The organism is Parabacteroides sp. AF14-59, from assembly GCF_003479515.1.
In the GTDB taxonomy this organism is placed as follows: Bacteria; Bacteroidota; Bacteroidia; order Bacteroidales; family Tannerellaceae; genus Parabacteroides; species Parabacteroides faecis.
On sequence record NZ_QUHH01000040.1, the window covers coordinates 18,430 to 32,541 of the forward strand.

Genomic DNA, 14,112 nt, shown 5'->3' on the forward strand with positions numbered 1-14,112 from the left:
TCGATATACGAAAAGAATAAATAATATGAAAGATAAAAAAGCTGCTTCCTTATTTCCTAAGGAGCTTGTTATAGAAAGTTTTAAACAATCGTTCGTGAAGCTCGACCCGCGTACGATGTTCCGGAATCCGATCATGTTCATCGTAGAGATCGTGACGTTCGTAATGCTTCTTGTTACCCTTTGGGCCGCTGTGACAGGCGATCATACACAAGGTTCGTTCGGATATAACATATTGGTATTCATTGTGCTGTTTGTAACCTTGCTCTTTGCCAACTTCGCCGAAGCCATCGCCGAAGCCCGTGGCAAAGCGCAGGCAGACAGTTTACGGAAGACCCGTGAGGAAACACCAGCTAAGCTGGTTGGTGCGAATGAAAGCATTACGACGGTAAGCAGTTCGCAACTGAAGAAAGGCGATATCTTTATCTGTGAGGCAGGCGATACGATCCCGTCCGACGGCGAGATCATCGAAGGGCTGGCATCTATCGACGAGAGTGCCATTACAGGTGAGTCCGCTCCGGTGATCCGGGAAGCGGGCGGCGATAAAAGTTCGGTGACGGGCGGTACGAAAGTTTTGTCCGACCAGATACGGGTGAGAGTGACGACGCAGCCGGGAGAGAGCTTCCTGGATAAGATGATTGCCCTTGTCGAGGGTGCGTCCCGCAAGAAAACACCGAATGAGATTGCGTTGACGATCTTATTGGCAGGTTTTACACTGGTGTTTGTGGTAGTTTGCGGTACCTTGAAACCGATGGCGGATTATTCGAATACGCAGATCACGATCGCAGCCTTCATCTCTTTGTTCGTTTGTCTGATACCGACTACGATCGGGGGACTGCTTTCAGCGATTGGTATCGCTGGTATGGACCGGGCGTTGCGTGCAAATGTAATCACCAAGTCGGGTAAGGCTGTGGAGACGGCAGGCGATATCGATACCTTGCTGCTCGACAAGACGGGAACGATCACGATTGGTAACCGGAAGGCTACGCAGTTTTATCCGGTGACATGGATCGACGAACATTCATTTGTGCAGGCTTGCCTGCTGGCGTCCTTGTCCGACGAAACTCCGGAAGGTAAATCGATTGTAGAGTTGGGACGCGAAAAGGGTGTCCGCATCCGCGACCTGAGTACTTCGGGTTCACGCATGATCAAATTTACAGCGGAGACAAAATGTTCGGGTGTCGACCTGAAAGACGGTACACGTATCCGTAAAGGTGCTTTCGATGCCATCCGTAAGATGAGCGAGGCGGCAGGAAACAAGTATCCGGAGGAAGTAGCCGAGCTGGTGGAGAAGATATCGGGTAACGGAGGTACGCCGCTGGTCGTTTCGCAGGATGATTTCATTATCGGTGTGATCGAATTGCAGGATATTATCAAGCCGGGTATCCAGGAACGTTTTGAACGCCTACGCAAGATGGGGGTAAAAACGGTTATGGTAACGGGAGATAACCCTTTGACAGCTAAATATATTGCGGAAAAGGCAGGTGTGGACGATTATATCGCCGAAGCAAAGCCGGAAGATAAGATGAACTACATCAAGAAGGAGCAGGAAGCCGGAAAACTGGTTGCCATGATGGGTGACGGAACGAATGATGCTCCCGCATTGGCACAGGCGAATGTCGGCGTTGCGATGAACAGTGGTACGCAAGCAGCGAAGGAGGCTGGCAACATGGTGGATCTTGATAATGACCCGACAAAGCTGATCGAGATCGTGGAAATCGGTAAGCAGTTGCTGATGACACGCGGTACGTTGACTACATTCAGTATCGCAAACGATGTCGCCAAGTATTTTGCGATCGTACCGGCTTTGTTCATGGTGGCGATTCCGCAGTTGGCTGCACTGAACATTATGCATCTGCATAGTCCGGAGAGTGCTATCCTGAGCGCGGTTATTTTCAACGCGATCATCATCCCTATCCTGATACCGCTGGCTTTGCGTGGAGTCGCTTACAAGCCGATCGGTGCTTCCGCTTTGCTTCGCCGCAACCTGTTGATATATGGGGTGGGAGGTATAGTCGCTCCCTTCGTTGGTATCAAGCTGATCGATATGGTAGTCAGTCTTTTTATGTAATGCAGTAATAATTTTAAAATAACGAATAATATGATATCGACTCTTTTTAAATCATTTAAACTGACCGTAGCATTCTGTATTTTATTCAGTGTGTGCTACATCTTCATCCTGTGGATTTTTGCACAGGTCGCTGGTCCAAACAAAGGAAATGCAGATGTTGTCGAATTGAACGGAAAGATCGTAGGTGCCGCAAACGTCGGCCAGACCTTCACGCAGGACATTTACTTCTGGGGGCGTCCCTCCTGTGCGGGCGACGGCTATGATGCTTCCTCTTCCGGCGGCAGTAACAAAGGCCCTTCCAACGAAGAATACCTTGCCGAAGTAGAATCCCGCATCGACACCTTCCTGGTGCATCATCCGTATCTGAAACGTGGGGAAGTCCCTGCCGAGATGGTCACCGCCAGCGGTTCTGGACTCGATCCCGATATCTCTCCGAAAGCCGCATACGTGCAGGTACAACGGGTAGCGGCAGCACGCGGCCTCTCTCCTGAAAAAGTGATGGCCCTGGTGAGTGCTAATACGGAAGGACCCCTGTTAGGTTTGTTCGGTCCCGAAAAGGTCAATGTCCTGAAACTGAATGTCGCTTTGGAGAAAGCGGCAATGAATAAATAACCGGAATAAAACAGATGACAATAACAACTTGAATATATAAGAATATGAAATCTATCGTTAAAAATATCACATTAGCCTCTCTGATCTTCTCTTTATCTTCCTTTACTGCCTTGAAAGCGGAGGAAAACGAAAGCCCCGTAAACTTCACTGTCCAGGGTGACCTCGTGAGTTCCTATATCTGGAGAGGCTTCTACCAAACGGGAGCAAGTTTCCAACCGACACTGGCATTCAGCGCCGGAGGCTTCTCCCTGACGGCATGGGGATCGACCGATTTCGACGGTTACAAATCCTCGGAGGGTGCCGCCAATAAAGAGATCGACCTCACCGCCGCCTATACCTTTGGAAACTCCGGTCTTACCCTCTCCATCGCCGACCTCTGGTGGGCAGGTCAAGGTGCGAACAAGTACTTCAACTTCAAAAGCCATGAAACGGCACATCATTTTGAAGCGGGCGTAGCCTATACACTCCCGGTTGAGAAACTTCCCCTCTCGATCGCCTGGTACACTATGTTCGCCGGACAGGATAAGGATGCCGACGGCAATCAAAATTATTCATCTTATGTCGAATTGAACTATCCTTTCTCTGTAAAAATGGTCGATTTGAATCTGACCTGCGGTTTCCTTCCCTATACCTCTTACGGCGTATATACCGGTACGAAGACCAATGACGGATTTGCTGTTACCAACGTCGCGCTCAAAGGAAGTACGGCAATAAAGTTCAGCGATTCATTCTCTTTGCCTATATTTGCGCAGGCTATTTGGAATCCTCGTATGGAAGACGCTCATTTAGTGTTTGGAATATCGTTAAGACCGTGGTAATCTGAAACAGGCAACTCATGGACAGAGAACAAAGCGTACAACACTTTTTAGATTTGCTGAAAAAGTCCCGTCGCGGCAATTTCAAGATCTACATCGGTATGATCGCCGGTGTAGGCAAGACATACCGCATGCTGCAGGAGGCGCACGAATTGCTTCGCAGCGGAATAGACGTGCAAGTCGGCTATGTGGAAACCCACGGCAGGACTGAAACGGAGGCGTTGGTAGAAGGTTTACCTTTGATACCGCGCCGCCGGTCGTTTTACAAGGGGAAGGAAGTGGAGGAGATGGATTTGCAGGCAATCCTGAATATCCATCCGGAGGTCGTGATCGTGGACGAACTGGCACATACCAATATCGATGGAAGCAAGAACGAAAAGCGTTGGCAGGATGTGACGGATATTTTAGAAGCAGGTATCAGCGTGATTACGGCAGTAAATATCCAGCATCTGGAAGGTCTGAACGAAGATGTGCAGGATATCACCGGCATCGAGATCAAAGAACGCATCCCCGATAGTGTCCTGGAGCAGGCGGATGAGGTCGTGAATATCGACCTGACAGCTGATGAACTGGTGAAACGCTTGAAAGCGGGCAAGATATACAAGCCGGAAAAGATTCCGACGGCACTGAACAACTTCTTTAAATCCGAAAATATTCTCCAGCTACGCGAACTGGCCTTGAAGGAGGTTGCCCTCCGTGTCGAGAAGAAGGTGGAGAGCGCTGTCCCGGTCAATACCGGTGTCCGCCACGAGAAGTTCCTGGCCTGCATCAGCAGTAATGAGAAGACGCCGAGGAAAGTGATCCGCAAGGCGGCGCGGCTGGCTACCCGCTACAACACGAAGTTCTTTGTCCTTTACGTGCAAACGCCGCGCGAAAGTATCGAGCGCATTCCGCTGGCAAACCAGCGTTATCTGTCCAACCATTTCAAACTGGCGGCAGAGTTGGGAGGCGAGGTGATGCGGGTCCAGTCGAAAAGTATCCCCGACAGTATTATCGAGGTATGCCGCGAAAAGCAGATCACGACCGTCTGTATCGGAAAGCCTGTTTTTACGCTCACTTCCGTCCTTCGTGCTTGTTTCCAGTACCGGAAATTGCTGAATAGCTTGTCACAAATGAATATTGACCTGATAATATTGGCATAACATGTTACAGTCTATTAGTTTAAAGATTAAAACGAAGCTCACCTACGGAATAGGTCTGCTGTTTGCAATGATCGTCCTGTTGGGCGGTCTGTCGGTAAAGAATATCTACCGTATGTCGGCAGATACGCAGAATATCCTTGCGGATAATTACAACACGTTGCTGTATTCCCGCCGTATGTTGGATGCGCTCGAACGCATCAAGACCGACCCGGTGGCACGGAACGAATTTGAAAAGAATCTGGGTCTGCAAAAGGAGAATATAACAGAGGTGGACGAGAATGCAGCGACCACTCATCTGGTCACGCAATATGAATCGATGAAGAAAGACATGAACGATGCTTCCATCCAACGTGTCCGCATCGCTTTGAACGAGGTGATGAGCCTGAACATGGCTTCTATCTACCGAAAAAGCCAGGTAGCGGAACATACCGCGCATGAAGCGTTGCTATGGATCTGCATCATCGGTATCACCTGTATTCTGATTGCCTTTGCTTTCCTGATACGTCTCCCGCGATCCATCAATACTCCGATCCGTAAGCTGACAGACGGTATCATGGAAATTGCCAACCATAATTATGAGAAGCGTCTCAACCTGGGAAAATACGAGGAATTTACCGAAGTCGCCCAATCGTTCAACCGGATGGCGGAGCGTCTGACCGAATACCGTAAAAGTACGCTTTCCGATATTATCCAGGGTAAGAAATACATCGAAGCTATCGTAAACAGCATTACCGAACCGATCATCGGCCTGGATGGTAACCGTATCATTCTTTTTGCCAACGACGTGGCGTTAACTATCCTCAATCTGAAACGTGAAAATGTGATTGGCAAATCCGCCGCCGAACTTGCTTTAAAGAACGATCTGTTGCGCCGCCTCGTCCGTGAATTGGTTCAGCCGAACGAAAAGGAAGAACCACTCAAGATTTATGCCGATAATAAAGAAAGTTATTTCAAAGTCCAGTATATCCCTATTCATGTAACGGACGACCAGAAAAACGGCAGCCAGTATGTCGGCGACGTAATTCTTCTGAAGAATATCACAGAGTTCAAGGAGCTCGATTCAGCAAAGACAACTTTCATCTCGACCATCTCCCATGAGCTGAAAACACCTATATCTGCCATTATGATGAGCCTCAAGCTCCTGGAAGATAACCGTGTCGGCAATATGAACGACGAGCAAAAGGCGTTGGCTGAAAGTATCAAGGAAAGCAGCGACCGCCTTCTGGAAATAACCGGCGAACTGCTCAAAATGACGCAGGTGGAAACCGGTAAACTACAGTTGAACCCGAAGATCACCAAGCCGATCGAACTGATCGACTACGCGATTAAGGCAAACCGTGTGCAAGCGGAGCGGTTCGGCTGCCATATCGAAGTCGAGTATCCGGAGAAGATCTCCAAGCTATTTGTCGATAGCGAAAAGATTGCCTGGGTATTGACCAACCTATTGTCGAACGCTATCCATTACACGCCGGAGAACGGTCGTATCATCATTGGAGCCCGTCAGGAGGGCAAATCCCTGGAGATATTCGTCCGCGATTTCGGTAAAGGCATCGATCCTCGTTACCATCAAAGCATCTTCGACCGTTACTTCCGTGTCCCCGGAACCAAAGTGCAGGGTAGCGGCCTCGGATTGGCGATCAGCAAAGACTTTGTTGAAGCGCATGGCGGTACGATCCGTGTGGAAAGCGAAGTCGGTAAAGGGAGTACGTTCATTATAAAATTTGAAGTCTGATAGTAATTTAGATAACACAGTAAACAATCATGAAAGTATTGAAATTTGGCGGTACATCTGTTGGCTCAGCCCAACGGATGAAGAACGTCGTATCTATAATCCGTAATGGAGAACCTAAAATTGTCGTCTTATCAGCTATGTCCGGAACGACCAATTCGCTGGTCGACATCACCCGCTGTTTCTACCGTAGGGAGGCTGATGAAGCAAATAAGATCATCACCCGTCTGGAACAGACCTATGCCGGACATATCGAGGATTTATATTCTTCTGTCACCTATAAGGAAAAGGCGCTGGAACTGGTCATGGAGCGCTTCAACGTAATCTGGGCGTTCGCCGATACACCTTTTACCATATTTGATGAGAAAGTGGTCCTGGCACAGGGTGAATTGATCTCGACCGGAATGATGCACTTATACTTGCAGGAGCAGGGAATAAAATCCGCTTTGCTTCCGGCTCTCGATTTTATGCGGATCAATGCTGATGGAGAACCGGATATGGCATATATCTCAGAGCATCTCAATAACCAGCTTTCCCGCTTCCCCGGTACCGGAATCTTCATCACACAGGGTTTCATTTGCCGGAATGCATACGGAGAGACGGACAATCTGCAACGTGGCGGAAGTGACTATTCCGCTTCCCTGATCGGAGCTGCCATCCATGCTGAAGAAATACAGATATGGACGGATATTGACGGTATGCATAACAACGATCCCCGCGTAGTGGATCACACGGCACCTGTCCGCCAATTGAATTTTGAAGAGGCAGCGAAGCTCGCATATTTCGGCGCGAAAATACTCCATCCTTTCTGTATCCGCCCGGCAAAGGATAACAATATCCCCGTCCGCCTGCTAAGCTCTTTGCAGCCGGAGGTTCCCGGAACACTGATCTCCAATACGGCAGAGAAGGGAAGGATCAAGGCGGTAGCGGCGAAAGATAATATCGTGTTCATCAAGATGAAGTCGTTGAATATTTTACCACCTCATAAGTTCCTGAATGTGGTTTTTGAAACGTTTGCTCTTTATAAAACGGCTGTCGACATGGTGACGACATCGGATATCGGTGTCTCTGTGACCATAGATAATCCTGAACATTTACAGGAAATAGTCACAAACCTGGAAAAGTATGCAACGATCTATGTGGAAAGGGATATGGTGATCGTATGTGTTGTCGGAGATCTTGAATGGCAGAATGTCGGCTTTGAAGCCCGTATCATAGATGCGTTAAAAGATATCCCTGTGCGGATGATCTCTTACGGAGGAAGTAGCAGTAACGTCTCGCTGGTTATGAAGTCTGCCGATAAAGCCCGGGCGCTGCAAGCATTAAGCTCTCGCCTGTTCCCGAAACCGGATGTACCGGAAACTGTCGGTGCATAGAAAATAAAAGCGTGTCAAAAGAGGCAGACCTCTGTTTTGACACGCTTCCCTATCTTTGTGGAAACCTTATTCGTAAGGCTTTTGCTTATTTCTTTTCTTTCAGTAAGTCACGTATTTCAGTCAGCAACTGAACATCAGCCGGTGGAGCGGGAGGGGCGGCGGGAGTTTCCTCTGCCTTCTTCTTGTTGAGGGCATTCATCCCTTTTATCATCAGAAAGATTGCAAACGCAATGATGATAAAGTCCAATGTCACCTGTAAAAAGTTCCCGTAGTTGATGGATACGGCAGGAGTGATTACTTTGTCACCTTCCATTACCGCGTGCTTCAATACGATTTTCAAATCCGTAAAGTTCACACCACCCACCAGTAACCCTACTGCTGGCATAATAATATCTCCAACGACAGAAGATACGATTTTTCCGAAAGCACCACCGATGATGATACCGACAGCCATGTCAACGACGTTGCCGCGCATGGCGAACTGCTTAAATTCTTGTAAAAACTTCCCCATATATATTCGCCTTTTTTATGATATAACCATTCTTATCCGGATTTGGTTGCGAATATACAAAGTTTCGTTAAAATATCAGGCAAGAATCAGTTTTTCAATATCCTCGTCTACAGTGCTGATCGTCCCGATACCGAAGTTCTCAACCAATACCTTTGCCACGTTGGGAGAAAGGAAAGCCGGAAGCGTCGGACCCAAGTGAATGTTTTTGACTCCAAGACTCAGCAGGGCGAGCAGGACGATCACCGCCTTTTGTTCGTACCAGGCGATATTATAGACGATCGGCAGCTGGTTGATATCTTCCAGTCCGAAAGCCTCCTGCAGCTTCATGGCTATAACGGCAAGTGAATAACTGTCGTTACATTGTCCGGCATCCAATACGCGGGGAATACCGCCTATATCTCCCAATGGCAATTTGTTGTAACGGTATTTGGCACAACCGGCAGTCAGGATCACGCAGTCGGAGGGTAATTCGCTGGCGAATTCCGTATAATAGTTACGGCTCTTCATACGTCCATCGCATCCGGCCATCACCACGAACTTACGGATTGCACCGCTTTTAACGGCATCGATCACTTTATCAGCCAAAGCCATTACCTGGTTATGGGCAAAACCTCCGGTGATCTGTCCATGTTCGATCTCTTTCGGTGCTGCACAACGTTTGGCATGTGCTATGATCTCTGAAAAGTCTTTTGTTTTACCATCTTCTCTGGAAGGTATATGTTTCCATCCCGGGAAACCGGTCGAGTTGGTTGTATAGACACGGTCTTTGTAGGAAGCTCCTTCCAGCGGCGGTACGATACAGTTTGTTGTGAACAGGATCGGTCCGTTAAAGCTCTCGAACTCTTCCCGTTGCTGCCACCAGGCATTTCCGTAGTTGCCGACAAAATGTTTGTACTTCTTGAAAGCCGGATAATAATTGGCCGGTAACATTTCACTATGTGTATAAACATCGACTCCGGTTCCTTCTGTCTGTGCAAGCAGTTCTTCCATATCCTTCAGATCATGACCGCTGATAAGGATTGCCGGATTATTGCGGACACCGATGTTCACCTGTGTGATTTCCGGGTTACCGTAACTGCTGGTGTTTGCCTTGTCTAATAAAGCCATGGCCTTCACACCATAACTTCCGGTTTCCAGAACCAATGCTGTTAATTGCTCTGCGGAAAGGTCTTTTCTTAAAGTTTCCGCCAGGGCATATTGGATAAATCGGTGCAGGTCTTTATCCTCGAATCCCAGGTTTCCGGCATGTTCCACATAAGCTGCCATGCCTTTCAATCCGTAGATGGTTAGTTCTTTCAACGAACGGATGTCCGGGTTAGCTTCGCGTAAAACACCGACGGTCAGTGCTTTCCCTTCAAAACTGCTTTCATCGCCTATCCATACCAGTTCGTCGATGATCGGAAGTTCGATTGCCTGTTTGCGGGCTTCTTCCTTTAACCGGTCTCTTAAAGTGATACCTTCGACAATTCGTTTAGTAATACTTTCTATGTCAAAGTTCGCATTCGTGATTGTAGAGAAAAGGGCATCGACAACGAAGTGGTCGATATGTGAGGGAATTTCAACTCCGGCGTTCCGTAATAGAGTAGCTACAACGGAAACACCTTTAGTAACAAATAAAAGCAGGTCCATCCGGTTGGCTGTTTCATCATCTTTTCCACAGACACCTTTGATTGTACAACCTGTACCTTTTGCGGCTTCCTGACACTGAAAACAAAACATTTTTGCATCCATACTATTCTATAATTTATTGGTTTATATTATTCTGGAAACAAAAGTAAGGTGGTAAGGTTTCTTATATTGTACCAAATGTTACAAACGTGGATATTTTTTAGATAGACACGGTAAAACTTTTAGTAGGATAGGAATGAAAGCAGTATGGGACCTTATGTAACTTTGTTTAGTTGCCGATGAAAGTTGTTGCCGACAGTGTCAACAATATTGTCGACACTGTCGAAAGCTTTGCCGACGCTGTCGATTATTTTGCCGACAGTGTCGGCAACAACTTTCCCTTGCAGAAAAAGAAGCTTTCCTCCATATCTTTTGTTATATTTGCCTGTATATATAATTGAATATGATAGCTATTCTCTCTAAATCCATCCTATTCCGGGATATCCCGGAATCTGAGATTTCCGCTTTGTTGGAAACGGCGGCTTACCGGGTTGTTACTTACCGGACAAAAGATGTCGTTGCTTTACAGGGAACGCCCTGTAATCATCTGATGATCGTTTTGAACGGACTTTTACAAGGGCAAATGGTGAATGATGCAGGTAAACTCGTTGTTATTGAGGAGTTGGAAGCGGCTCAATTATTAGCCCCTGCATTTTTATATGCTCCGAAAAATAATCTGCCGGTAAACATTATTGCTATGGAATCGTCGGAGATCTTATTTATTCATCGGGATGATTTTACCGTTTGGATGCAACAGAACAGGCAACTTCTTCAGAACTTCCTGATGTTGATATCCGGAAGAAGCCATTTCCTGAGCGATAAGATCATGTTCCTGTCCCTGAAGAACATAAAGAATAAGATTGCGGATTATTTGTTGCGTAAGTTACCGGATGCATTGTCGACTGTGATTCATTTAACAGAAACACAGCAGGAGATAGCCGATTCGTTCGGTGTTACCCGGCCGTCATTGGCACGGGCGCTGGCAGAGATGGAGCAGGAGGGAATCATCTCTATAGACAGGAAAGTGGTAAAAGTATGTAACATGCCTGCATTGAAGCAGATGGCACAATAAAAAATAAACCCACAGCTTTCTATTGAAAGGAGCGGGTTTATTTTTCAGTAATTTATACCGGACCAGGTATTACTTTAAGAAAGAACTTTTCATTCTGGCAATATCAGTCAGATAGTCTTGCAGATCCTGCTCATGTTCTTCTTCCATACCCAGGATATGTTTGGCGATTTCGCAGGTAGTAAAGTCTTTGCCATCTGTAAATTCAGCAATTTGCTGGTATCTGACGATAGCGCAACGTTCTGAAGCAACGTTCTGGTTCAACAGGCTGACAACATCGAAATCATTAGGTGTGTCATATTTGCATCTTGCCAGTTCAAACCATTGTTTCGGATCGAGAACTGGAACGCCTTCCAGTTCGATGATACGGTCAGCCAGTAGTTTGGCATGTCCTAATTCTTCGTTGGCATGTTCTTCAAATTCAGCCTGTACGTTTGCACGCATAGCACCTTCTGCTACCAAAGCGCCTACCCAATATTGATAGTATGCTAACCATTCTTCTGATAATGCAGCGTTAAGCTGTGATAATAAACTTTCTACGTCTAGTTTCTGCTGTAGAATCTTAACACTTTCTTTTGCCATAACTGTAAAATTTAGTTTAGTATAATGCTCGTTTGTCTTGTTCAAACAATGCTGCCGGGCGTTTGTTCATACTAAACTAAATTGAAACAGTAATTTATTATTTTTTCTATTCTGTTAGATATAAGCTTTCCGATATAGGGTTAAAAGGTCTTCAACGGTGATATCTCTGGGGTTACCAGGTGTACAAACGTCTGCATAAGCAGATTGTGCCAATTGCTCCAGGTCTTCTTCTTTGACGCCTATTTCGCTTAGTTTTTGAGGAATACCGATTTTGAGAGATAATTCTTTGACTGCTTTTACGGCTGCAACAGCTGCCTCGTCGTCATTCATCCCTTGTACGTTGCATCCCATTGCCTCAGCTATTTTTTTGTATTTCTCTATGGAAGACGGCATATTATATTCCATAACGTAAGGCAACAAAAGTGCGTTGGCAACCCCGTGAGGTATATTATAGAATGCTCCCAGCGGATGAGCCATTCCATGTACGGCGCCTAATCCGACATTGCTGAATCCCATACCAGCTATATACTGGGCAACGGCCATACCGTTCCGTGCTTCCAGATCATGACCGTTTTCTACGACGGCTGGCAGGTAACGGGCTATCATTTCAATGGCTTTTAATTCAAACATATCCGACATTTCCCAGGCTCCTTTTGTAATATATCCCTCGATCGCATGGGTAAGGGCATCCATTCCGGTTGCTGCGGTTAATGATTTAGGCATGGAACTCATTAGTTCTGCATCGACAATAGCCAGAACAGGAATATCGTTAGGATCTACACAGACCATCTTTTTGACATTCTCTTCGTCTGTAATGACATAGTTGATAGTGACTTCTGCTGCTGTTCCGGCTGTTGTTGGCAATGCAATAACGGGTACGGATTTGTTTTTTGTGTTGGCTACACCTTCCAAAGAAATGACGTCTGCGAATTCCGGATTATTGGTGATAATACCTATTGCCTTTGCTGTATCTGTGGGAGAACCTCCGCCTATGGCAATAATGAAATCGGCACCGGAAGCGGCATAAGCTTTAACTCCGCTCTTTACATTAGTTACTGTCGGGTTTTGTTTAACTTCCGGGAAAATGGAGTAGGGAATAGCTGCCTGCTCCAATACGTCGGTAATTAATTTTACAACCCCAAATTTTACAAGATCATTGTCTGTAACGATAAATGCTTTCTTCAGATTCCTTCTTTTAACTTCTTCGGGAATAATAGCTCTTGCCCCCGGGCCAAAGTAAGAAGTTTCATTTAATATGATTCTGTTCATGCTCATATAGTTTTTCTTTAGGTTATAACTGTAACAGGGGGGCAAAAGTAAAGCATTGTCTGTTCCTGAAACTTATAAATATGATATTTATGGTTTCAAAACTGACAATGCTTTTATGTTGGGTTATAATGGCTTAATCTTCCAGTTTACCGAACTTACCGGCTGCCAGGTCGATATAGGCTTGTTTCAATTCTGCCACATTATTCATGACAAACGGACCGTAAGCGGCAATGGCTTCTTTGATAGGTTCTCCGCTCAGGACTAGGATGGTCGCTTTGTTTACAGCCTGGAGGTTGAAACTTTCTCCTTTATTTTCAAATAAGGCAAAATAGTCGGTTGGAACCAGTTCGTTATTATTGATTTTGACAGAGCCTTCAATAACCAGAATTGCTGTATTGTAATTTGCCGGAAACGAAAAATCGGCATTTCCACCCTTATTCAGTTTTACATTAAGTAAATGCATGGGAGTAAAAGTGGATGCTATTCCATTTGTTTCCTGATAGCTTCCGGCAATGACTTCGACCAGCCCGGCATTGTCGGGTAATTCAACTTTCGGTATCTGGCTGTTGACGATAGACTGGTATTTGGGATCAGCCTTTTTATCTTTAGCCGGGAGATTGATCCATAGTTGTACGACATGAAATTCTCCTCCTTTCTGGCTGAATTGTTCTTCATGGTATTCTTTGTGAAGAACACCGGATGCTGCTGTCATCCACTGGATATCGCCCGGACCGATCACACCGCTGTTTCCTCTGCTGTCATGGTGGGCAACCTTACCTTTATATACGATCGTGACGGTTTCAAACCCACGATGTGGATGAACTCCGACTCCTCTTGGCTCTTTTCGTGGTGAAAATTCCATTTTTGCATTATAGTCGAGTAGGATAAAAGGATTCATACGTTCTCTACTTAATTCTTCCAGATGAGGTATGAAGTTATGTACTCTGAATCCGTCTCCGACCATGTGCGGTGCCGGAGGTGCTATGATACTTTCTACTTTTTTTATTGTCATAAATAATCTCCTTATTTTTTAGTAAAACAAAAAAGAAGGAGGCTTTGTTGTATCTGCCGGCTTCTCACATATTATAATGTATAGTAATGCTGGACTTTTGGGTAAAGAATGGTCATAAGCACTGAATTTTGAAGGAACGTTGTTGGTGTGTCCAATGTTGAATTTATTTTCGTTTGTAATAGTCAGTCCTTCAGAATTATAGTGTTATGATAACGTTATTATCTAAAAAATAGTTTCTAAAAAGTTTGGAGCGTATGTT

12 protein-coding genes are annotated in these 14,112 nt (G+C 45.9%); 7 read left to right on the top strand and 5 right to left on the bottom strand.

Annotated features, from left to right (window positions below; all coding sequences use genetic code 11):
- The first annotated feature begins 25 nt into the window (after positions 1-25).
- From kdpB to DWW23_RS25610, 6 genes are read left to right on the top strand one after another with little or no spacing between them, the layout of a single operon-like run.
- Complete coding sequence (gene kdpB, locus DWW23_RS25585; protein WP_122357296.1) at positions 26-2,068, top strand: potassium-transporting ATPase subunit KdpB; 2,043 nt, start codon at positions 26-28, stop codon at positions 2,066-2,068.
- Positions 2,069-2,098: 30 nt separating this feature from the next.
- Complete coding sequence (locus DWW23_RS25590; RefSeq protein ID WP_122357297.1) at positions 2,099-2,680, top strand: K(+)-transporting ATPase subunit C; 582 nt, start codon at positions 2,099-2,101, stop codon at positions 2,678-2,680.
- A gap of 44 nt (positions 2,681-2,724) precedes the next feature.
- On the top strand, positions 2,725-3,498 hold the full coding sequence (locus tag DWW23_RS25595; RefSeq protein WP_122357298.1) for a TorF family putative porin: 774 nt from the start codon (positions 2,725-2,727) through the stop codon (positions 3,496-3,498).
- Positions 3,499-3,515: 17 nt separating this feature from the next.
- On the top strand, positions 3,516-4,637 hold the full coding sequence (locus DWW23_RS25600; protein ID WP_122357299.1) for a sensor protein KdpD: 1,122 nt from the start codon (positions 3,516-3,518) through the stop codon (positions 4,635-4,637).
- Positions 4,638-4,650: 13 nt separating this feature from the next.
- Entirely contained in the window at positions 4,651-6,369 is a 1,719-nt protein-coding gene (locus DWW23_RS25605; RefSeq protein WP_187576776.1) for an ATP-binding protein, read from the top strand.
- 29 nt (positions 6,370-6,398) lie between these two features.
- Positions 6,399-7,742, top strand: a complete 1,344-nt coding sequence (locus DWW23_RS25610) for an aspartate kinase (protein WP_122357301.1) — start codon at positions 6,399-6,401, stop codon at positions 7,740-7,742.
- An 85-nt stretch (positions 7,743-7,827) separates the two neighbouring features.
- On the opposite strand, the gene mscL is transcribed toward DWW23_RS25610, so the two are convergent.
- Together mscL and hcp are read right to left on the bottom strand one after the other, a co-directional pair.
- Entirely contained in the window at positions 7,828-8,253 is a 426-nt protein-coding gene (mscL, locus tag DWW23_RS25615) for a large-conductance mechanosensitive channel protein MscL (protein ID WP_122357302.1), read from the bottom strand.
- A gap of 75 nt (positions 8,254-8,328) precedes the next feature.
- The gene (gene hcp / locus DWW23_RS25620) at positions 8,329-9,984 is read right to left on the bottom strand and encodes a hydroxylamine reductase (RefSeq protein WP_122357303.1); all 1,656 of its coding nucleotides are present in this window, start codon (positions 9,982-9,984) and stop codon (positions 8,329-8,331) included.
- A 340-nt stretch (positions 9,985-10,324) separates the two neighbouring features.
- Between hcp and DWW23_RS25625 the strand changes: the two genes are divergently transcribed.
- Complete coding sequence (locus DWW23_RS25625) at positions 10,325-10,993, top strand: Crp/Fnr family transcriptional regulator (RefSeq protein ID WP_122357304.1); 669 nt, start codon at positions 10,325-10,327, stop codon at positions 10,991-10,993.
- Positions 10,994-11,062: 69 nt separating this feature from the next.
- Here the strand turns inward: DWW23_RS25625 and DWW23_RS25630 are convergent, their stop codons facing one another.
- The 3 genes from DWW23_RS25630 to DWW23_RS25640 form a co-directional block, all read right to left on the bottom strand.
- Complete coding sequence (locus DWW23_RS25630; RefSeq protein ID WP_122357305.1) at positions 11,063-11,572, bottom strand: ferritin-like domain-containing protein; 510 nt, start codon at positions 11,570-11,572, stop codon at positions 11,063-11,065.
- Between the two features lie 114 nt (positions 11,573-11,686).
- Positions 11,687-12,847 carry a lactaldehyde reductase gene (gene fucO / locus DWW23_RS25635; protein ID WP_122357306.1) on the bottom strand — a complete coding sequence of 387 codons (1,161 nt, stop codon included), beginning with the start codon at positions 12,845-12,847 and terminating at the stop codon, positions 11,687-11,689.
- Between the two features lie 127 nt (positions 12,848-12,974).
- Positions 12,975-13,853, bottom strand: coding sequence for a pirin family protein (locus tag DWW23_RS25640; protein ID WP_122357307.1), 879 nt, complete (start codon positions 13,851-13,853; stop codon positions 12,975-12,977).
- Positions 13,854-14,112: the final 259 nt, after the last annotated feature.

Coding starts and splice junctions, on each gene's coding strand:
- DWW23_RS25595 (WP_122357298.1), top strand. CDS start 2,725: ATGAAATCTATCGTTAAAAATATCACATTAGCCTCTCTGATCTTCTCT.
- DWW23_RS25630 (WP_122357305.1), bottom strand. CDS start 11,572: ATGGCAAAAGAAAGTGTTAAGATTCTACAGCAGAAACTAGACGTAGAA.
- DWW23_RS25600 (WP_122357299.1), top strand. CDS start 3,516: ATGGACAGAGAACAAAGCGTACAACACTTTTTAGATTTGCTGAAAAAG.
- DWW23_RS25625 (WP_122357304.1), top strand. CDS start 10,325: ATGATAGCTATTCTCTCTAAATCCATCCTATTCCGGGATATCCCGGAA.
- DWW23_RS25640 (WP_122357307.1), bottom strand. CDS start 13,853: ATGACAATAAAAAAAGTAGAAAGTATCATAGCACCTCCGGCACCGCAC.
- fucO (WP_122357306.1), bottom strand. CDS start 12,847: ATGAGCATGAACAGAATCATATTAAATGAAACTTCTTACTTTGGCCCG.
- DWW23_RS25610 (WP_122357301.1), top strand. CDS start 6,399: ATGAAAGTATTGAAATTTGGCGGTACATCTGTTGGCTCAGCCCAACGG.
- DWW23_RS25590 (WP_122357297.1), top strand. CDS start 2,099: ATGATATCGACTCTTTTTAAATCATTTAAACTGACCGTAGCATTCTGT.
- kdpB (WP_122357296.1), top strand. CDS start 26: ATGAAAGATAAAAAAGCTGCTTCCTTATTTCCTAAGGAGCTTGTTATA.
- mscL (WP_122357302.1), bottom strand. CDS start 8,253: ATGGGGAAGTTTTTACAAGAATTTAAGCAGTTCGCCATGCGCGGCAAC.
- hcp (WP_122357303.1), bottom strand. CDS start 9,984: ATGGATGCAAAAATGTTTTGTTTTCAGTGTCAGGAAGCCGCAAAAGGT.